The 21,174-nt window shown below is 38.8% G+C and carries 15 protein-coding genes; 1 reads left to right on the top strand and 14 read right to left on the bottom strand.

The window, feature by feature from the left end; translation table 11 throughout:
• Nucleotides 1–17: 17 nt before the first annotated feature.
• From AABK36_RS00260 to AABK36_RS00220, 9 genes are all read right to left on the bottom strand, one after another.
• The gene (locus tag AABK36_RS00260; protein WP_309937004.1) at nucleotides 18–3,179 is read right to left on the bottom strand and encodes a SusC/RagA family TonB-linked outer membrane protein; all 3,162 of its coding nucleotides are present in this window, start codon (nucleotides 3,177–3,179) and stop codon (nucleotides 18–20) included.
• A 333-nt stretch (nucleotides 3,180–3,512) separates the two neighbouring features.
• Nucleotides 3,513–4,061: a sugar O-acetyltransferase gene (locus AABK36_RS00255; protein ID WP_309937002.1), complete on the bottom strand. Its 549-nt coding sequence runs from the start codon at nucleotides 4,059–4,061 to the stop codon at nucleotides 3,513–3,515.
• A 116-nt stretch (nucleotides 4,062–4,177) separates the two neighbouring features.
• Entirely contained in the window at nucleotides 4,178–6,709 is a 2,532-nt protein-coding gene (locus AABK36_RS00250; protein ID WP_309937001.1) for a carboxylesterase family protein, read from the bottom strand.
• A gap of 420 nt (nucleotides 6,710–7,129) precedes the next feature.
• The gene (locus tag AABK36_RS00245) at nucleotides 7,130–10,282 is read right to left on the bottom strand and encodes an efflux RND transporter permease subunit (RefSeq protein ID WP_309937000.1); all 3,153 of its coding nucleotides are present in this window, start codon (nucleotides 10,280–10,282) and stop codon (nucleotides 7,130–7,132) included.
• Between the two features lie 41 nt (nucleotides 10,283–10,323).
• Nucleotides 10,324–11,400, bottom strand: coding sequence for an efflux RND transporter periplasmic adaptor subunit (locus AABK36_RS00240; protein ID WP_309936998.1), 1,077 nt, complete (start codon nucleotides 11,398–11,400; stop codon nucleotides 10,324–10,326).
• A gap of 22 nt (nucleotides 11,401–11,422) precedes the next feature.
• The gene (locus AABK36_RS00235) at nucleotides 11,423–12,685 is read right to left on the bottom strand and encodes a TolC family protein (protein WP_309936996.1); all 1,263 of its coding nucleotides are present in this window, start codon (nucleotides 12,683–12,685) and stop codon (nucleotides 11,423–11,425) included.
• A 183-nt stretch (nucleotides 12,686–12,868) separates the two neighbouring features.
• On the bottom strand, nucleotides 12,869–13,255 hold the full coding sequence (locus AABK36_RS00230; protein WP_309936995.1) for a hypothetical protein: 387 nt from the start codon (nucleotides 13,253–13,255) through the stop codon (nucleotides 12,869–12,871).
• 206 nt (nucleotides 13,256–13,461) lie between these two features.
• Nucleotides 13,462–14,505: an L-dopachrome tautomerase-related protein gene (locus AABK36_RS00225; RefSeq protein WP_309936994.1), complete on the bottom strand. Its 1,044-nt coding sequence runs from the start codon at nucleotides 14,503–14,505 to the stop codon at nucleotides 13,462–13,464.
• A gap of 57 nt (nucleotides 14,506–14,562) precedes the next feature.
• Nucleotides 14,563–15,369 (bottom strand): type 1 glutamine amidotransferase domain-containing protein, encoded by an 807-nt coding sequence (locus tag AABK36_RS00220; RefSeq protein ID WP_309936993.1) that lies wholly within the window; start codon nucleotides 15,367–15,369, stop codon nucleotides 14,563–14,565.
• Nucleotides 15,370–15,498: 129 nt separating this feature from the next.
• Here AABK36_RS00220 and AABK36_RS00215 point away from each other — a divergent pair, with 129 nt between their 5' ends.
• Nucleotides 15,499–15,885: a winged helix-turn-helix transcriptional regulator gene (locus AABK36_RS00215; protein ID WP_309936992.1), complete on the top strand. Its 387-nt coding sequence runs from the start codon at nucleotides 15,499–15,501 to the stop codon at nucleotides 15,883–15,885.
• A gap of 54 nt (nucleotides 15,886–15,939) precedes the next feature.
• Here the strand turns inward: AABK36_RS00215 and AABK36_RS00210 are convergent, their stop codons facing one another.
• From AABK36_RS00210 to uvrA, 5 genes are all read right to left on the bottom strand, one after another.
• Nucleotides 15,940–16,320, bottom strand: a complete 381-nt coding sequence (locus tag AABK36_RS00210) for a DoxX family protein (protein WP_309936991.1) — start codon at nucleotides 16,318–16,320, stop codon at nucleotides 15,940–15,942.
• A gap of 34 nt (nucleotides 16,321–16,354) precedes the next feature.
• Entirely contained in the window at nucleotides 16,355–17,170 is an 816-nt protein-coding gene (locus tag AABK36_RS00205; RefSeq protein WP_309936990.1) for an SDR family oxidoreductase, read from the bottom strand.
• Between the two features lie 145 nt (nucleotides 17,171–17,315).
• Nucleotides 17,316–17,618, bottom strand: coding sequence for a hypothetical protein (locus tag AABK36_RS00200; protein ID WP_309936989.1), 303 nt, complete (start codon nucleotides 17,616–17,618; stop codon nucleotides 17,316–17,318).
• A 63-nt stretch (nucleotides 17,619–17,681) separates the two neighbouring features.
• On the bottom strand, nucleotides 17,682–17,915 hold the full coding sequence (locus tag AABK36_RS00195; protein WP_309936988.1) for a hypothetical protein: 234 nt from the start codon (nucleotides 17,913–17,915) through the stop codon (nucleotides 17,682–17,684).
• A 163-nt stretch (nucleotides 17,916–18,078) separates the two neighbouring features.
• Complete coding sequence (uvrA, locus tag AABK36_RS00190) at nucleotides 18,079–20,889, bottom strand: excinuclease ABC subunit UvrA (protein ID WP_309936987.1); 2,811 nt, start codon at nucleotides 20,887–20,889, stop codon at nucleotides 18,079–18,081.
• Nucleotides 20,890–21,174 lie beyond the last annotated feature (285 nt).

Below are 21,174 nucleotides of genomic sequence, written 5' to 3'. Positions count from 1 at the left end.
TTAGTTTTTAATCCAGATTAAAAATTCAGTTGCACTCCCATCAAGAACGTCTTGCCCATTGGATAGCCAGGATAACCAACTCCCAAAGTATAAGCATTCAACCTATCTGTTGATGTATTTGTAATTCTAGAGTTGATCTCAGGATCCATTCCTGTGTATTTTGTAATTGTGAAAAGGTTATCAGCACTTACAAAAACTCTTAATCTTTCAATATTAATTTTTTCCAAAATAGCTTTAGGAAGTACATATCCTATTTGAATATTCTTCAACCTTAAGTAATCTCCATCTTCTAAAAATCGTGTGGAATGTCTAGCATTATCTACCGCATTCAATGCCGGTCTTGGAATATTTGTGTTTGTATTACTCTCTGACCAATAGTTTGTAGCAGCTTCTTGACTAACAGCTTGTCTAGTTGTCATACCTACGCCTTCAGTGTACAGTTTCTGAACATTGTAAATTTGATTTCCCGCGACTCCTTGAAAGAACATGCTAAGGTCAAAATTCTTATAACCTAAATTTACATTAAAGCTATAAGTCAAATCAGGCAAATATTTTCCGCTATACATATTATCCTCATCATTCAACACACCATCGCCATTAATATCTTTATATCTTACATCCCCTGGCTTAGCGTTTGGTTGCACTATCACAGCCTCTCCATTCACTGTGGAAGTATGAGCATATATTTCATCCATATTTTGGAAAATTCCATCAGCTTGCAATAAATAAAATGCGGATATAGGCTCGCCTACAGACGTTCTCGTAACTGATCCCCTGTAAGCAATATCATAACCATAGATTTTTTCATCCGCGCTGTTCAATTTAGTTATCTCATTTTTCAAAGTTGACAATGTCCCTGTCACTGAATAACTAAAGTCATTTATTCTATCGCGATAAGTCAATGACATATCAAACCCGCTATTTTTCATGCTACCTAGGTTTGTGTATGGGTCATCTTTTCCAGAGCTTGGAGACACTAAAGTCCTCATTAAAATATCTTCTGTTTCTTTGTCAAAGTACTCTATAGAACCTGTAAGCTTATCGTTGAATAATCCGAAATCAAATCCGATATTCATATCAATAGTTTGCTCCCATCTCAATTCATCATTTTGAAGATCCTTGCTATATACCGGAGTCACAATTCTTTCATCAACTCCTATAGGATATGCTGTTTGATAGCCTCCACTATAAAACCTTGCCGTTTTGCTATAAGCTCCTAAAGACCTATCATTACCTAAAACACCATACCCCCCTCTTAATTTCAACTGAGAGATCAACTCAACATTTTCCAAAAATGACTCTTTATGCAAATTCCATCCTAATGATACTGATGGAAAAGTTCCCCATCTATTTTTGCTACCAAATTTAGAAGAAGCATCTTGCCTCAAGGATGCTTGCACCATATACTTATCATCAAAAGCGTAGTTTATTCTACTAAAAAAAGACACGTAACGTATTCTTTCTTCATAGCCCTCAGCCTTATATGTTCCACCTTGGCCTGCGTCAATTGTGGATCCATTCTCATTAGGAAAACCAGCAGAATTTCCATCTTGATCTCTGCCAACTATAGTTACATAAGAATTACGATACCATCTATCCTCTGTAGAAGTACCTGCCATCAAAGAAAATCTATGCTTATCCAGACTCTTGTTATATGTAGCAAATGCTTCACCTACCAGATTTAGTCTTTTCGAATTGTTATCTTCTAGTTTATGCACAGCATCATCAGTTCCTTGTTGCAATGAGATCTGGTGAGGCGCATGGCGATAATAACCGAAATAATCCGTCTTTTCCATTCCTCCTCTCACCGTAAACTTCAGATCTTCGATCACCTGATAGTCAACCTTCAAATTGATGTTAGCATAGTCCGTTTCACCATCAGATGTTTTCAAGTCAATATCACCTACAGGGTTTCTTCCATCCAAATAACCATATCCATAACCACTTGATTTGCTTTCGTCATAAACTGGAACAATAGGCAACATTCTTTGAGCATCTGTGAAACTCGTAGTTTCATACTGATCTTTTTGTTTCGTATAAGAAACATTCGGCGAAAATCTAAATTTGCCTTTTTCAAAATCAGTATTTAATCTAAATGAATACCTTTGAATTCCAGTTCCCTTAATCATTCCTTCTTGATCAAAGTATCCAACCGAAAGGTTATAAGAAGAGTTCTCTCCTCCGCCATGTAAACCTAAATTGTATTTTTGCTGAAATGCGTTTTTATTTTGTATTTCTTTCTGCCAATCAGTATCAGGTATATCTTGACCTTCTAAATCCAAATCCGTTGTTTGTCCGGCATTTTCATGCAATACTTTATCAAAAGCCAAGTATTCGGATGAATTTGCCATTTCTTGCAGATTCGTTGGATTCTGAATTCCAAAAGATGCGTCAAAATCAACTTTCATACCTTGGTTCTTAGCGCCTCTTTTAGTAGTTATCAAAATTACTCCACTAGCGGCCCTAGTACCATAAATTGAAGCTGCGGCTGCATCTTTTAGAATCTCCATTGACTCAATATTGCTAGGATCCAGATAATAGCTATTTGTAGGCACCCCATCTACAACATATAGCGGAGAGCCACCTCCCAATGATGACATTCCTCTAATTGTCACATTAGGTGCAGCTCCTGGTTCCCCGGATGTAGTAACGATAACTCCGCTTGCTCGCCCCTGCAACATTGAGGCTGCATTAGGAACGCTAACCTTTTTCATTTCCTCAGCATCGACAGAAACTACAGAACTTGTAACATCACTCTTCTTCTGAACACCATAACCTACCACAACTATTTCATTTAGTTGCGTATAATCTGACTCCAAGACAACATTCACAATGGATTTGGAACCGATAATAATCTCTTGAGACTTATAACCCACAAAAGAAAAAACTAGAATAGCATCTTCACTTGACAGGTCAACTCTAAAGTTCCCGTCAAAGTCTGTGATTGTGCCATTGGATGTTCCTTTGACGATCACATTAACCCCTGGTAAAGGCTCACCATTTGAGTCTTTCACACTTCCTGAAATGGTTTTTTCATTTTGCCTTGACTCCACTGCTATTTCCATAACATTACTTGATTTGGAATAAACGCTTGGAGCCTGCATTAACATCAACGGCAAGGATGACGCAAATAATAATTTGGATATACGTCTTCCCTTGTTCGAATAAAATTCTAACATAGGCTTAATTAAGAAATGATTGTTTATTTGTTTGATACTAATCCCCCTTAAACCTATTAAGAATAAAGAAACACTTCCAAGGCATTCTCATAGGTTTAAAAAGAAAAAATTACTAATACACAACAAAAAATTAATATTACTTGAAGTTATAATTTTACAATTGCACTTTCAAGAATTAAAGGATAAAATTTTATTTGAATATTAAAAAATAGTGCCACACATATCAAACAAAAACATAACAATACACATTAAACTTTATATTATTAAAGCCTATATTTTTATATACAATTATAATTAAAACAAAAATTAAATTAAATTAATATTTATATTGTATTAATTCACTCTCCTTACTACTCTACAAGGATTCCCAACAGCCACGGTATTGGCAGGTATATCCTTTACTACAACACTCCCAGCGCCAATTACGGAATTCTCCCCGATAGTAACACCCGGACAAACCGTCACTGACGCTCCAAGCCATACGCCATCTTCCAATACTATAGGCTTGGCAAATTCAAGCAAGGAATGCCTTGTTTTAGCATCTACTGGGTGAGTCGCTGTCGTCAACACGCAATTTGGTCCAATCATCACATTGTCTCCAATAGTTACTGGAGCACAATCCAAAATGGTCAGATGATGATTGGCAAAAAAGGAACCGCCTAGTTTAATATTATATCCGTAATCGCATAAAAAAGGAGACTCAATATGAATCTCAGCAACATCAACTCCCAGCAAATAAGTAAGAATTTCATTGCGTCTGTTGGTATCAAAAGCGCCATTGTATTCGAAGCAAAGTTTTTTCGCTCTAAGCCTTTCCATTTCCAATTCAGAATCTGAGGCTAAATACAATTCACCAGAAAGCATTTTTTCTTTTTCAGTCATATTTTAAAAAATTATATACCCATGCATGACCATTTTTCATGCCTTGAATTAAGTGTTTAACGAAAAAAGCCACTCCGCAGGGAATGGCTTTAAGTTAATATATCTTTTATTATAAGTTACAAAGCTTCTTTCCAAGCGAAATCGCCGTTTTCAACAGACCAGTCATTGCCAAAGAATCCTGATACTTTCACAGATTTCATGCCTTCGGTTGTCATGCTATCATCAAATATCATCAAATCAGGGAAGCTTGGGCCCGCCAAGAAGTATTGGTTGGCAAAACCAGCTTTAGCGCCCTTGATTCCAGTGCCGGCAACAACACCCACAGAAGCTACTTTGCTGTCTTTGCGAGGTTGAACAAAATAAGCTCCCAGATTGTCTCCCGACATCGTTTGGCCTTCGATAGTGATCTTGCCATTTTTCACTTGCACCGGACTATCTTTCAATAGCTTGTTCCAAGCTGTATTCGTGTTGGCATTTCCGTATATCACTACGTTTCTATCCTGATACTTCTTAGGGTTGAAGTCCACGTCTTTGACTAACTCCAAAGTACTGTTGCCTCTGTACCAAAATGTCTCAGCGTCAAATCTGGCTTTGTTGTAATACCATTCTCTTTCAGCCTTGGAGCCTTTGGAACCATAAACCAAAACAACTCTATTGTCAAAGGAAGATCTAAAACCGCCATTTCTAGCTGGAGATTTTTCATCTTCATTCACTGCATTGATAACAATCCATTTGTCGCTTTGCTTTTGCAATACAACTTGGTCTTCAGCAGGAGCAACTTCAACTTTTTGTCCATCAATGTCAATTACCGTATTTTGATCCATATTCGCTTTTGCCAGATCAAATACAATCGTCTTTACATTTTCTGTTGTTCCTGTGATATGATCCTCTTTCACAAAGTCTACTTTTGAATATTCAAAGGAAGTCTCTTGCTGTTGGATCGTAATCCAATGATTGCTCGCCGACACGCTAGGAGAACCAGTTACAAATTCGATATGATTCACATCCTTTGAGTCAGGATTGTTATGCCATTTGAAATAATTGAAAATCGGATTCCAGTCAACGCTTTCGTTGCCAAACCAATGCGTTCCTCCCGGATATTCATAGTACACAAAGTTAGTATGGTATTGCCCCAAGAAATTTCTCATATCTCTCGCCAACTCCACATCAACAACGGTATCATCGCTACCATGGTGGATATAAATTCCGGACTGCAAATAGTTTCTTCCCAGCTGCTTTGTCTTTGTTGGATTTTGCGCTCGGTCAAACATTGCCGCCACAGCGCCTTCTCCTATCTTTCCTGTCGCATGCTTGTACATCACATGATTGCTTGCATAGCTCAACAGCTCAGGGTATCCCGCGCAAGGAGCTATTGCTGCGAATCGATCAGGGTAAGTGGCTCCCAAATACCAAGTTCCATGTCCACCCATAGAGTGTCCTGTCAAATAGGTATGTTGAGGATTCGTCTCAAAAAGTTGTTCAGCATCAGCCAATACTTCCATTGCGTCCATTCTTCCCCAATCTTCCCAAGCAAAACCATAAGGCCTCCTGTTGGTAGCGGCTACTACAAATCCCCAATCCTTTTGAGCATAAGCTCTCGATTGGTTTGTCGCTTGCACAGACGCGCCATGCACAGAAAGGAACATCGCTTGATTCTTGCTGCTCTTGTCAGTAGAAGGAGCGACGCTATAATACTGAACACTGCCGTCCACATCGCTGACAAATGTTCTTTCATGATGCTTGTGCTTCGTGCGGTTGTTTATTTCCATTTCAGCAATATCCAAGACCACGCCTTTTGCATCTTTGAGCGTCAATACCAGAGAAAGCTCGCCTTCATCGCCGCCTTTGATATCCTCCACTTGGAATGGAACTTTTCTAACGCTCATCGGCGAGATCACAGAAATCTTGGATACGATTTCCTCTCCATTAGCCTTAGCCGATAAAGTATATCCTTTAAGCGAATTGTTTGTCGAATTGATAATACGAATAGCACCCCATTTTTGACCTTCTTCCTCCAAGATCAAATCCGGCAACGTCACATCTCTTTTAGTAAATTGTACAGGCTGGTCAGGAATGATGATCCTTGCCTTCATCTTATTGAATCGGCCTCCTGTCAACAAGAAATCATTGTTCCCTTTTTTCATATGGAAAGGAACCAGTGACCACTCGAAATTATAATGGTCTCCTTCATGAGGCATTCCATTGATAAATGTTACAGTATTGGCTGTGGCTTCCATCAAAGCGACTTGCTCTTTGTCGGATTCGTACGACAAATACAAATGTCCTGTTCTCAAAGCCTCATTATTGAAAAACTGGTCTTCGGAAGCATTGATCATTTCCCATGATACAGTTTCGCCATCTTTAGTCACTCCAGCAACAGCCCCTTGAGCAGGTTTATTGAAAGCGCCATCGAATATTTGCTTGGCAAGAAAATCTTGCGCGATTGGCACTCTACCATAATTAAGCTTGGAATCCACAAAGAATCCCTCTGAAAATTGATGCAAAACATAGCCTTCATGCACAGCTATCTTCTCCTCTTCGCCGAAATACGCTACTACATTTCCTTCGGTTTGCTTCTGCTGCGCGAACGCAGTAGATACCGACAGAGAAACCGCAGCCAGCGCCAATGACATGAAAAATTTTCTCATCGTGTGATATATGATAATTTCAAAATAAATCCATTCATTATATAGAACGAAGAAAATCATCATCTACAATACACACGGTATTGTGAATTTCACAATATTCTGATTATCAGAAAAAAGTAAAGAGATTAAGTGCAAATTACTTCTTGCAACAAATAATAAAAACAAAAAAAGCGAAATCGCTTCCATGGAACTTGAAGCATTTTCGCTTTTCTTTAACCCAAAATATTTGATCTATTTAATGCTAAAAATGAAGAAACAAGCACTATTTAAAATGATTATTTCAGGCAAACAAAAAAATATTATCCTCTATGATAGTATATACAGTTAATAAGATTTTGGTAACCCCTATTCTTTAAAAAAAGAAAAAAGCTTGCCATTTTAAGCAAGCTTTCAATTTACTTTAATATTTATTTCAAATTATCAAGCCAGTTGTTTTTCAAGATCTGGCTTCTGCTTGTTTTCTTGACTTTTATATTTATTCTTATAGAAAAATTCAAAGATCAATGGAAACACAAACAGAGTCAATATCGTGGCCGTCATGATCCCCACTACAATAACGATCGCTAATGGCTTCTGAGACTCGGAGCCAATTCCCGTAGATAAACTTGCTGGTATCAAACCAATAAACGATGTCGTAGCTGTCATCAACACAGGTCTGATTCTGGAATCAATTCCATTTCTAATCGCCTCGTCCAAACTCATCCGCTCTTGCAAATTGGACTTGAACTTCGACAGCAATATCACTCCATTTTGCACACATATACCAAACAAAGCAATAAAACCAACTCCTGCCGAAATACTGAAGTTAACGCCAAACAAGTGCAAGCCAAAGATTCCTCCAACCAATGCAAACGGCACATTCAGCATCACAAGCCCTGCATCCTTCGCATTGCCAAACGTAGTCAGCAATACAATAAAGATCAACACAAATACTACCGGCACTACTTGCTTAAGCGTCTTCTGAGCTCTTACCTGGCTTTCAAACTCGCCATTCCAACTAGCATGCATTCCTTGCTTCAATTGAACTTTTTCACCAAACACTTCTTGGGCTTCGGCAATAGTACTACCCAAATCCCTTCCTCTTACAGAAAATGTCAATGCGGCGAATCTTTCATTATCGCTTCTAAATACGAAAGCCGGACCAGTCACATTCTTTATCTCAGCGATTTCCTTCAGTCGGATCTTCGAACCTCTCAATGTAGGCACTAAGATATCTCCGATTTCCTTCGCGCTCTTGCGATAATCTTCTTGGTAACGGACGCGTATGTCGAATTTCTTCTCTCCTTCATAAAGTTGAGTCGCTGCCTTACCACCAATAGCCATTTCTATCACGCTTTGAGCGTCGCTTGTTTGCACTCCATAGAGCGCCATCTTATCTTGGCTCAAGTCTATCTGCAATTCAGGCTGACCGCCCAAAGGCACAACTCTAAGGTCCTCAATGCCTTCCACATCGCTCAAAGCTACTCTAGCTTCGTTAGCCAAAGCTTCAAGCTCGAAGATATCTCTGCCAAATATTTTCAATGCAATCGCTCCCTTCACTCCTGAAACGGATTCCTCCACATTATCCATAATTGGTTGGGAAAAATTAAAATTCACTCCTTGAAACTTCTCCAACTTTTGCTGCATTTCCTCGATAAGCTCGGCCTTGGAAATGTCTCGTTCCCAATCCTCCGGCTTAAATAGCTCAGCATGCATTTCAATGTTAAAAAAACCTGTAGGATCTGTTCCGTCATTAGGTCGTCCTGTCTGAGACAATACAGATTTTACTTCAGGAAACGATCTTATCACCTGACGAATTTCTTCTGTATACTCGTGGGATTTCGTCAGATTGGTACTTATCGGCATCATCGCACGGATGTAAATCGCTCCCTCATTAAGCTGAGGCAAAAACTCCGTTCCAAGTTTCGTTGCAGCACCCATTCCTCCAACTAATATAGCCAAAGCAATAGTGAACGTAAGCTTCTTCTTTCTAAAAGCGCCAACAAATACATTGTACGTCCACTTATGGACATTTCTCACAAAGAAATTGTCCTTTTCTTTCACATCCTTATTGAGGAAGAAGCTGACCATTGCCGGCACTAAAGTCAAAGACATAATCAAAGCTCCCAACAATGCAAAACCAAAAGTATAAGCCAAAGGCGAGAACATTTTGCCCTCCACTTCTCTAAAAGCGAAAATCGGCACCAAAGCGAGAATGGTAATCAACTGGGAAGAAAGCAGATTCTTGCCAAGCATGGATCCTGACTTCTTGATTATTCCTAGCTTGGAAAGTTTGTTGTATTTATCCATGCCAAGCTTTTTGGCTTTTCGGTCCAGCACTACAAAGAGCCCCTCGACCATCACCACGGCTCCATCTACGATAATTCCGAAATCTATAGCTCCTAAAGACAGTAAATTGGCGGACATGCCTTGAATCCGCATACACACCAGAGCAAATAGCAAGGATAAAGGAATTATGATACTCACCATGAATGTCGTTCGCCAATCCGCCATGAAGAGCATTACGAAAATTATCACGAAGAAAATCCCTTCAAACAAATTTTTCAGAACAGTGGATGTCGTATACTCGATTAGATTTGATCGATCATAAAATGTAACCATTTTCACATCATCAGGCAGGACATCTCTTTCCAATTGTTCGATTTTATCTTTAAGCCTGTCGATCACGATACCGGGGTTTTCCCCTTTTCTCATCACCACAATACCCTGCACCAAATTGGATTTGTCAACTTTATCCTCGCCATTCACGCCTACAATACCCAACATTGGCATATGGTTCTCGAATACTTTTGCGACATTTTTCACCAAAATAGGCGTATCGTCAATCTTATCCACGATGACATTTTCTATTTCTTCAATATCATTCAAAAGTCCCATTCCTCTCACCACATAGGCTTGATTGTTTCTCTCAATAATATCGCCGCCTACGTTAATATTACTGTTCGCCAAAGCCTCATATAGCTCTAATGCAGTAATCCCATACTGAGCCATCTTTACCGGGTCCGCGCTGACTTCATATGTTTTCACCTCGCCGCCAAAGCTCACCACATCGGCAATACCCGGCACAGCTCTCAATCTTCGCTCTATCACCCAGTCCTGCAATGTTTTCAGCTCTCTTACCGTTTTGGTATCCGACTGCAAAGTATATCTGAATATCTCTCCTGTAGGTCCATAAGACGGCTGCATCTCTGCCACAATGTCTTCCGGCATATCCACATTCATCAGCCTATTCGCCACCAATTGCCGAGCCTTGAACTCATCCACGCCATCTCCAAAACTCACGGTAACGACAGATAATCCAAACAATGATATGGATCGAATATTGGTTTTTCCCGGCACGGAATTCAACTCTATCTCTATCGGAATAGATATGAACTTTTCTATCTCCTCGGCGCTTCTTCCAGGCCACTGGGAAATAATCACCACCTTAGGATTGGTCACATCAGGAAAGGCCTCGATAGGAGTATTCTTAAAACTCAAAAGGCCAGCTACGATCAGCACTCCCGTCATGAAGAATATAAAAAACCTATTCTGCAACGAGAAGCTTATAATGCTTTTTACAAATTTATGCATAACTAATTTCGTTCACGGTTGGAATTTAAATCGAATAGATCCTAAGAGGCCTGTTTGATCGCTGTATACACCATCAATGCTTCCGCGCTAACCACCGCTTCTCCGCTGGCCAAACCTTCTATAAAGTACTCCGAATTTTGCTCTCCTTTAAGCTTCACTTCGGCGATTTCATAATCTTTTCCATCAGTCTTCACCACGAAATTCTTGTCTTGATCAAAAATCACAGCCTTGGAAGGAACCGCTGTAAGCATCTTGCCTTCAAGCTCTTGCACTTTAGCCATTACAAACATCTCCGGTATGAGATTTCTATCGGGATTGTCCAAAGTCAAATACGCGCTCATGACTTTTGACTCAGGATCCAAGACACTGCTGATTCTGTCAATATATCCTACAATCACTGTTTCTGAATCGGCCAAAGTGCTTAGCATGACTTGGCTCCCTTTCTTGATCTTTCGAATATCCGATTCAAAAACATTAAGCTTCACTCTTACTTGAGAAAGATCCGCCACTACAAAAGCTGATTCTTCAAAAGACTCTGTTACTCGTTGCCCTTTGCGAATATTTTTTGTTACGATCACACCGTCCACAGGCGAGTTAATATGAAATGTCGCTTGGCCATTGTCGCCATATAATCTTGCCTGTTGCATATTTTTATCATATTCCGACTTTGCCTCAACAAACTCCGCTTTAGCCGCTTCGAACTCTGCCGCTGATATCAAACCACTTGCGTGCATGCTCTCCGCAGCGGTAAACTCTCTTTTTTCTCTTTCCAAAACGGCTTTTGAAGCTTTGATTTCTTTTTGAAAATCAGCCATCTCGTAAGAGTAAATGCTTGCTAGTCTTTGTCCTTTCTTAACAGGGTCTCCAATATTCAAATCGCTCCAGATCACCTTGCCGCTTACTGTAGAAGGAATCTCAAAATTCAATGCCGGCAGTGCCTCGATTTTTCCTTTGAAGAATAGTTCTTCCTTATAGTTCTTTTCCATCGCTTGGCTTATCGTCACTTTCTCATTTGAGGAAAAGTCAAGCGAGACATCATTGGAAACTTCTTTTTCTCCGCCGCAAGACATTAAAATGACAGCCGCTACAGCCAATAATATATATTGTAATGATTTCATTTTTATCAATGTTTAAGTGTTGTTAGAATGTGAAAAAGTCCTTGCCCGTAGCATAGTTCACTTGCTGCATACTGTCAAACAAACCGTATTTCACTTGCAGAAATTGATCATAGTTGTCTTTATAGCTTTCAAAGAAGTCTATGAACTCCAATAAACTCAAATGATTGAGTTTGAAGTTGTCAACAATGCCTTGCATCACAAGACTTGCATCTTCTCCAAGCTCTTTATCCAGCTCAAAATACAACTGCTCGTTGTTTTTCAAGATTTGATAAGCTTGAAGCGTTTCGCTTTCAATTCTTTTGCCACTAGCTTCCAACTCTACCTGCTTTTGCTCATATAGCATCTTCGCGGCGGCTATATTCCCTTGGTTTCTATCAAATATCGGCAAGTCAATATTCATCTGAAGTCCAAAATAATCCGCTTGGAAAGAACCTCTCCTGTCGTAAAGCATCCCAATCTCCAAATCAGGAATAGCTTCCGCTTTTTCGGCTTTTATAATAGCTCCTGCCAGTTTCTTTTCCAGCTCAGTGGCTTTATAATCAAACCTATTTTCAAAAGCTTGAGCTACATAATCCTCCTGATTGATAGTTTCCAGCAGATTCAAACCATATCTTTCTTCGTCAAAAACAAGCTCCAAATCCACGTTTGGATTTAAATTAAGCAATAACTTTAACTCTGAATTTTGCTCAACGAGCTCGTTCTTTAAGTCCAGTTGCTCTTTTTGAAGGCTCGTAAGCAAAAACCTTAACCTCGTCAATTCGGCTTTGGAAATATTGCCTTTGTTATACTCATCTTTATAGCTCTGTATCAAATTGCTTAGAGGAGAAATTCCTTCTTCATAAATACCCACCATCTGGCTTTGAAAATATGATTGGGCGAATGTAACCCTGAGAATATTTTTCAACTCTCTCATGAAGTCGTAAAACTCCACTTGCGCGATTTCTTTTTCCACCTCTTTCACTGCGACATTTTTCTTAATCTTGCCGCCTAGCTTCACTGTTTGCATAAGTTCCACCATTCGTTGGGCTCTGTCACCAGTTTGGAAGAACTTCTTGTCTTCCAAATCATAAGCGGCGAACTCCAATCTCAACTCGGGATTTGGCCAAAGCTTAGCCTGCAAAATCTCCGCATCGGCAATAGAAATGTCAAATTCTCTGGCGATAAGGTCAAGATTTTGCTCTAAGAATATTTTTTCAGCCTGTGGCAAAGACAATGTCATGCGTTCTTCGGCAATAACCATAGCATGAATGCCCAGCCACATAACAGCTGTCATTATGTATTTCATAATTAGAATAATTAAATAAAAATTGAATCAATGAGCGGGCATGCCAAGCCTTGAAGACTTACCTTATAATCATCGAAAGCCTACGCAACAGCGATACATGCCACTAAAAAGATGAGCTATTTCTTATTACAGCCATTTTGACTTATACAAAGTCCAAAACCGCTTAGCATGAAGAAAGCCCTATTATGAAATACATTTAGGTGGAGGAGGAATAATCTCCTTGATTGGAGTTTGGTACTCGGCGTATTTGAAAAATGCCGAAAACGACTTGTCTATATATGTACAATTGTTGATGTTCAATTCAAACTTGGGGACATCGCAGCTGAATAATACTATGCCGCTAAAGAATTTGTTCTCATCTTGTCCAAAAGGCAAATCAGGAATCATGTAATTCACATCCAATATTCTACCCGCCAATTCGACAAAACTCTCAATCTGATTGGATTCGACCCTTTGCTGAGTCATAGGCAATAAGTGGTCGTCCACATTCACACTTACGTTGAATATGTGGATGCTCATCATAATCGCTATGAGCCTATTGATCCATCTTATTTTAATAGTCTTTTCCAAACAGAATATCATTTTTTCTACTGGTGGAACGAAGACATTTATTATATTATTATCGATCTTTTAAAAAAAATAAAAAACCGCCCTGAAGCTCTTTCAAGAAGGTTTCTGAATGGTTTACAAGCTGATTACATGAATGGTTTTTACTGAAACTCTATGCTTGAGGCATGCTTTTGCTTACTAAAGCCAACAAAGAAAAATAATAAAAATTATGGCAGCTTGATTTTATAAATTGAAAAATACATGTCGGAAATATCGCCGTCGGCTTCGTGAATTCTTGAGTTGGTATAGTATAAATAATCTTCAAAAATACTAAAAGTATCCGCCCACCTAACTTTTTTGCCTTTATACAAAGTCTTTATTTTTCCTCTCGGAGTCAAATACTTAATGCTATGATGTTCTAAATCCGCAAAATATAGATTGCCCTTTTTATCGAATATCATCCCGTCAGGCGCTGGGGTTTTGCTCACCAATTCCACTTTCTCCCCCAATGCTGGAGAATTCTCCGCTAGCGATTCGGTATCCACCGCATACAAGCTGTACCCTGTCAAACTATGGTAGTATAGCTTTCCTTTCTTTTCATCCAAAGCAATTCCATCCGAATGAACAGTATTTTTCCATTTTTTTCCGTCAATAGTAAGAAAATTGGCTTCTGCTTTGGTTGAATAATGATTATCCAAAACCCTGAAGTTTTTTCCAGACTTCATATCAAGAATCACTAATCCCGCATGCCCCGAATCGGTCATGTAAATCTTGCCAAGCTCGTTATCCACTCTCAAATCATTTATATACGAATCCTTGTGAAAAACACCTTCGCTTAATTTATAAGTTTTTATCAATTGGTTGTCTCTCAAGTCAAATACAAATATCCGAGGAGCGTCAACAACACCCTCAAACAAAGGATTTCTTGTGTCTAGCACATATAAATTATTCTCATGAGCAATGACAGACTGCACCGCCATGAAGATATCTTCCGGCTTGTCTCCAATCTTCCAGCGATTAAAATCCGTATCCGGATAGTCGCTATAAGATCCATCAATAGGGCTTACTTCTACCACTGACACAGGAACATCTTTTCTCCATCTTGGAAAATTTGCAAATATTCTTCCCGAGCTGGACACGGTTATTCCCGTTACTTGCATCCCCTTGAACTTCGCCAATCTAACCGGCTTTTGTCCATAGACTATTGAAACGATAAAAAAGCATGCGCAAAAAGCAAATGCTTGAAAAAATGCATTTGGACGAATTTTCATATCAAGTATAATTAGATAATAAAAAGAACAAAGCGCATGCCTTTTTACTCAAGCAGTTTATTGCTTTAATTTTTTAATCAACTCTACAGCTACTGCTGATGACGAAGCGGGATTTTGTCCTGTAATTAGATTTTCATCCACGACAACATAACTTGCCCAGTTCTCTCCTTTGCTATAATCAGCTCCGCTCTCTCTAAATTTCTCTTCCAATAAAAAAGGAACCACCTCAGTGAGAGAAATCGCTGATTCTTCGGCATCAGAAAAGCCTGTCACTTTTCTACCTTGCACTAATGGAGAACCGTCTTTTTGCTTGGCATTAGCCAATACTGCAGGTCCATGGCATACAGTAGCCACTGGCTGGCCCGAATTATTAAAATACTCTATCAAACTTATCGACTCAGAATTATTTACTAAATCCCACAATAGTCCATGCCCGCCGGGATAGAAAACAGCATCAAAATCAGATGGATTGATATCGCTCAATTTCACCGTATTTTGAACCAAGTTTTGAGCGTCCTCATCATTTTGAAATTTCTTTCCTTCTTCGTTAATGGCTCCTTCCGCGGCACTGCCTGGATCAAATGGAGACAAGCCACCATTAACAGATGCCATCACTACATCAAAGCCTTCCTTTTTGAATGCATAATAAGGACTAGCCAATTCCTCTATCCAATAACCTGTTTGATTTCCAGTATCTCCAAGCTTGTCATTGCTCGTAAGAACAATAAGAATCTTTTTTTGACTTTCGTCAACAGAAATACTCTTCGACTCTGAGTTTTTATTTTGCTGTTCGCAGGCTCCTAATGTCACAAGCATAGCTATCAACAACAAGGAACTCTTTAGTAAGAATCTGTATTTTTTCATTTTCTCAATCCTATTTTTTATAAAATAACACTATTAATTACATGACTATAAAATTTATAGTTGCAATAATAATTAATGTAAAATACCTTTACAATAACTATCCTTTTGGATAGCATAACAAAACATGCTATGAAGATTAAGTGCGACTCGGAATTATTTAAAATAAATGAAAAGCTATATCCATGCTCTACCAGCATCACCATGGACTATATCGGAGGAAAATGGAAAACCGTCATTTTATACCATTTGATAGATGGCCCTAAAAGGTACAACGAACTAAAAAAGACAATGCCTGTCGTCACAGAGAGAACATTAAGCCTTCAACTCAAGCAATTGGAATCCGATGGCATAGTAAATCGAAAAGTCTACACTACCAAGCCTCCACTTAAAGTCGAGTATTCGTTAACCGACTTCGGGATTTCATTGATTCCTCTATTGAAAAATATAGCTGAATGGGGCAATAAAATTGCGGAACAAAAAGCTAAGATTATCAAAGTTGAAGATATAAAGAAATAAGGCGTGAATTTCCACGCCTCTCATTCTCAAAACACCATGCAATTAATCCAATTGCTATATATCAATTTTGCTTTTTGCCATTAAAAACTTTTTGAAAATTCTCCACCCAACATATATCAGCGCAAACTGAAACGCCAAGCGAATCGCAGGAGCTGGTGGAGGCCCGATTGCTGGATTTTCTCTAACTAAATCCCACATATGCACTGGCAAAAAAGCCATCATCAATAACATAAAGCCCAGACCTCCAATGTGTCTGTACTTCGGAATTAATAGCAATATGCCTATTGCTCCTTCAGCTAAAGCCGCCAAAATATTCGCCACAAGAAAAGGTATAAAACTCGGTATCATTGCCTTGTAAAACTCAGGAGCGACAATATGCGCCACAGCGCTTGTCAACATGATAAATGACAATATATATATGCTCAAGTTTGCCATAGAATAAACTTATTTTATAAGAAATTCAGCTATACTATAGCTTAAATTGATCTTTCATCATTTGATAAAATTCCTCATCTGACATATTCGATCTTGCTTGTTGAGTTTGCTTAGCATCTTCTCCGGCCAAATATCTCAAAGTATTGGAGTCGTCAGTCGAAGCCTCAAAGACTACATCCGCGATTTGTTCTGATGTGCTCAGCATTTCTGGCGTATAATTCTTTATCGCTTTATAATATTTCTCCAGGCCCGGCTCATATTCTTTTATTCCGTCTACCTCAGTATAAGCGATACTATTCAAAAATTCAGTGTTAACACCTCCTGGCTCTACCAACTTAACTCTTATTCCCAAAGGCCTCAATTCATATTGCAAATCCTCGGTTAGTCCTTCCAGTGCGTGTTTGGTGGAGTGATACAAAGCTTGATAAGGAAAAGTAGCTCTACCTACTATCGATGAGATATTTACGATAAGTCCACTATTATTGCCGCGCATATGAGGCAAAATAGCTTTAGTAACTCTTGCCACTCCAAATACATTCACCTCAAAAATATGCTTCATCAATTCCTCTGAAGCACCTTCCAAAGGTCCCATAGTGCCATATCCAGCATTATTGATGACTACATCGATCGTTTCGAATTCTTCTATGCCTGATTCGATCGCACTTTCAATCGTCTCAATCTTTGTCACATCCAGCTCCGCAACCAACACATTGTCCAACTGAGCAAGCTCCTTCCCTGCTTCAGGGTTGCGCATAGTGGCAATTACATTCCAGCCTTCAGCATGAAATTTCTTTACAGCCGATTTTCCTATACCAGTTGATGTTCCTGTGATTAATACTGTCCTTTTCATTTTTATAAATAATTAATGTTGACTTTAAGAATAATCTTTTGAATACCTTACAAAGGTATCTTTAAGTCATCCCAATAATTTATACTAAATGTAGGATATCAGATACTTTTTATTGATTTGGGTAAAGCATTGATAAATAAGCCTTTTACCTTCTAGTATCCTTAAAATAAAATGTAATGATAGATGTGGAAAGAGTAACAACAGCTGTAAAAACGGCGGTAACTATTGTTTCAAGTTTATCTGAACCATGCTTTATTATCAAATAAAAATGCATGACTATAACCGATACAGCTAAAATTCCCAATCCCAATAGAGTCATCTTGGCAAATTTCAGCTTGTCATTTGGGTGCAGATCTTCTTTGGAAGCAGTCCGATATTCAACAGCGGAATCTTCCTCTTCAGTCAAGTTAAGGTCTGAGCTTGACGTAGTGTATTGTTGCTTGGGCATAAAAAAATCCCCCGCTGATATACTATTGGCAGCGAGTTGTGTTTTGTTTGAAAATCAAATGATTTATACGAGCGTTATAGTTTCTTTGGTACCGTCAGGGTTCAATAATACGATCGGCTCATCTTTAAATCGCTTAAGTATAGCTTCGGCCAATGCCAATGAAGTTGAAATCGCTTGAGTTCTGTTTGTAGTATGAAGTAATTCGCTTACTTTTTCTATTCGGTCAATGCTCTTGCGCTTAAGTCGCAAGCTTACATTCACTGATTCTTCGGTTTTTCCCATTTTTTTATCGCTCATCTTTTGTCTATTTGTGTATTTAACATTATAACACTATGTGCTACATATGTAATACAAACGTCAATTTAGAAACATTTGTTTAATTAACAAATAGACTCCATATTATTTCTTTTATAACAATACAGATAATTTTTTATGATAGTAAACTGAAGCTATACCAAATTTATTGCAAATGTTCTCTCAAATACTTTGCCGTATGATTATCATCAAGCTTGACCATATCCTCAGGAGTTCCCGCAAAGTTCAAATAACCTCCGTTTTCACCCCCATCCGGCCCCAAATCAATAATCCAGTCCGCGGTTTTGATCACTTCCATGTTATGCTCGATTATAATAACCGAATGCCCCATTTTTATCAATTCATTGATTGCATTCAATAATTTTTTTATGTCATGAAAATGCAAACCTGTTGTGGGCTCATCAAAAATAAATAGTTTATGATCGTCTCCTCTTGAGTTGGACTTGCCTAAATATGAGGCTAGCTTGACTCTTTGCGCTTCACCTCCACTCAGTGAACTAGCTGATTGCCCCAATGTGATATATCCAAGGCCAACGTCGTAAAGCGGTTTCAATTTATTGACGATGGCAGGCTTTCCTTCAAAAAATGTCATCGCATCTGCAAGAGTCATATCAAGCACGTCCGATATATTCTTTTCATTATACTGAACATCCAAAATTTCTTTCTTGAATCTTTTGCCTTGACAACTCTCGCAAGTAAGATACAAATCCGCCATGAACTGCATTTCTATCTTAACAGTACCCTCTCCTTGGCACATTTCGCATCTACCTCCATCCACATTAAACGAAAAATGAGCTGGCTTATACCCTCTTTGTTTGGACAAAGCTTGGTCAGCATACAACTGCCTGATTGGGTCGTAAGCTTTCACATACGTCACAGGGTTGGATCTAGACGATTTACCTATCGGGTTTTGATCAATGAACTCTATGGATTTGATCATGTCATAATCTCCGACAAGCTCATCCATCTTTCCGATTTCCAATGTATCCAGTTCCAAAGCCCTGCTTAATGAAGGATACAACAACTTCCTCAATAATGTAGACTTGCCGGAACCACTAACACCAGTTATAACAGAAAGCACTCCCAGCGGAAATTTCACATCTATATTTTTCAAGTTATTTTCTCTGGCACCTTTCACTTCAACAAATCGCCTCCACTGTCGCCTATATTCGGGCAAATCAATCTTATTCTCGCCATTAAGATATCGGGCTGTATACGTATTATTCTCTTTCGAAAGCTCCTCCAAAGTTCCTTGGAATACCAATTCTCCTCCATGACTTCCTGCATCAGGACCAATATCGATAATTTGGTCAGCCGCTCTCATCACTTCTTCCTCATGCTCCACTACAATCACAGTATTTCCAAGATCTCTCAATGTCTTAAGCACGCTTATCAATCGCGCCGTGTCTCTCGGGTGCAAACCAATACTTGGCTCGTCAAGTATATACATCGATCCCACCAAAGCGCTTCCAAGCGATGTAGCCAACTTGATTCTTTGATATTCTCCACCTGACAAAGTGGAAGACAAACGATTTAAAGTCAAATAATTCAAACCTACTTCATCAAGGTAATGAAGTCGATTTCTTATTTCCGCGAGAATTCTCTTAGCTACTTTTGATTCATGCTCTGTCAACTCCAGGCCATCAAAAAAATCGATTAAATTCTTCACAGGCATCAATACCACATCAATTATAGACTTGCCGCCTATTTTAACAAAACCAGCGTCTTTGCGCAGCCTTGTGCCATGGCACTCTGGACATATTGTTCTCCCTCTGTATCTAGACAGCATCACTCTATACTGAATCTTATGCGTCTTGGATTCCAAAAACTTGAAAAACGCATTCAAACCTTTGAAGTGCTTATTTCCTGTCCAAAGAAGCTCTTCCTCCTCTTTTGTCAAATCAGCAATTGGACGGTGCACAGGAAAATCAAAGTCCATTGCATGCGAGATCAATGCTTCTTTCCACTTTTTCATGGTTTCCCCTCTCCAAGGCAATATCGCATTTTCATATACCGAAAGATTCTTATTTGGAATCACTAGATCGGGATCAACCCCTATCACATGGCCAAACCCTTCGCATTTTTTGCATGCGCCATAAGGATTATTAAACGTGAACAAATTCACGGAAGGCTCTTCAAATTGAACTCCATCCAATTCAAACTTATCTGAAAATGTATATGATTCTCCTCCCAAGATAAGTACTTCGCATTCGCCCTCTCCTTCAAAGAAAGCCGTTTGCACAGAATCAGCTACTCTATATTGATACTCTTCTTCCTCATGCTTTACCGCAATCCTATCAATCAATATCTTTATAGACGCTTCCTCGGATAATTCTTCGTTGACAAGTTCTTCAATAAACTTTGGTTCTCCGTTCACTACCACACGTGTGTAACCTTTGCTTAGCAATAGCTTCAACTCTTCAAGAACAGTCCTCTCTTCATGGATACGCAATGGACCCATAATTGTCAAACGAGTTCCATCCTCATGCCCAAAGATAAAGTCAACCACATCTGTAACGCTATGCTTCGTTACCTCATTTCCACTTATAGGCGAAATGGTCTTGCCCACTCTTGCGAATAACAATTTCAGATAATCATAAATTTCAGTAGAAGTGCCTACAGTCGACCTTGGATTTCGAGTATTCACTTTCTGCTCTATCGCTATGGCTGGAGCAACACCTTTAATATAGTCCACTTCAGGCTTTTCCATTCGTCCTAAAAACTGACGGGCATAAGAACTTAAACTTTCAACATACATCCTTTGACCTTCCGCAAACAAAGTGTCAAAAGCCAAAGAAGACTTTCCGGACCCTGACAAGCCAGTAACCACAACCAAACGATTTCTTGGTATGGCTACGCTCAAGTTTTTAAGGTTATTAACTCTGGCTCCTTTGATTATAATAAACTGCTTTGGATCCAACTCCTCAAACTTGTCCACAGATATATATTGACTCATAGCGATTTTAAAAATTAGATAGAATCTTGCACTACTGCATAAACTCTTGAAATAACTAAGTTTCTCATTGAATAGAAAATAAAAACAAAAATAATAACGATACACGAGTTAGCCTTAAGGTCTTGTCTATTATTACAATTTTTAATTTTATTTACTAATAGTAAAATATTGTATAAAATTACTTAATTCACTCAAATGCATTAATGATAAAAATTTACCCTTTTCAATATTTTTTTAACACTTTCCTTGTTACTTAAATTAATTTATTATATTTTGTGTTATACA

It is taken from the genome of Aureibacter tunicatorum (assembly GCF_036492635.1).
GTDB classification, from domain to species: domain Bacteria; phylum Bacteroidota; class Bacteroidia; order Cytophagales; family Cyclobacteriaceae; genus Aureibacter; species Aureibacter tunicatorum.
The sequence above is the reverse complement of the archived record's forward strand: the minus strand, read 5'-3'. Positions and strand labels throughout refer to the sequence as shown.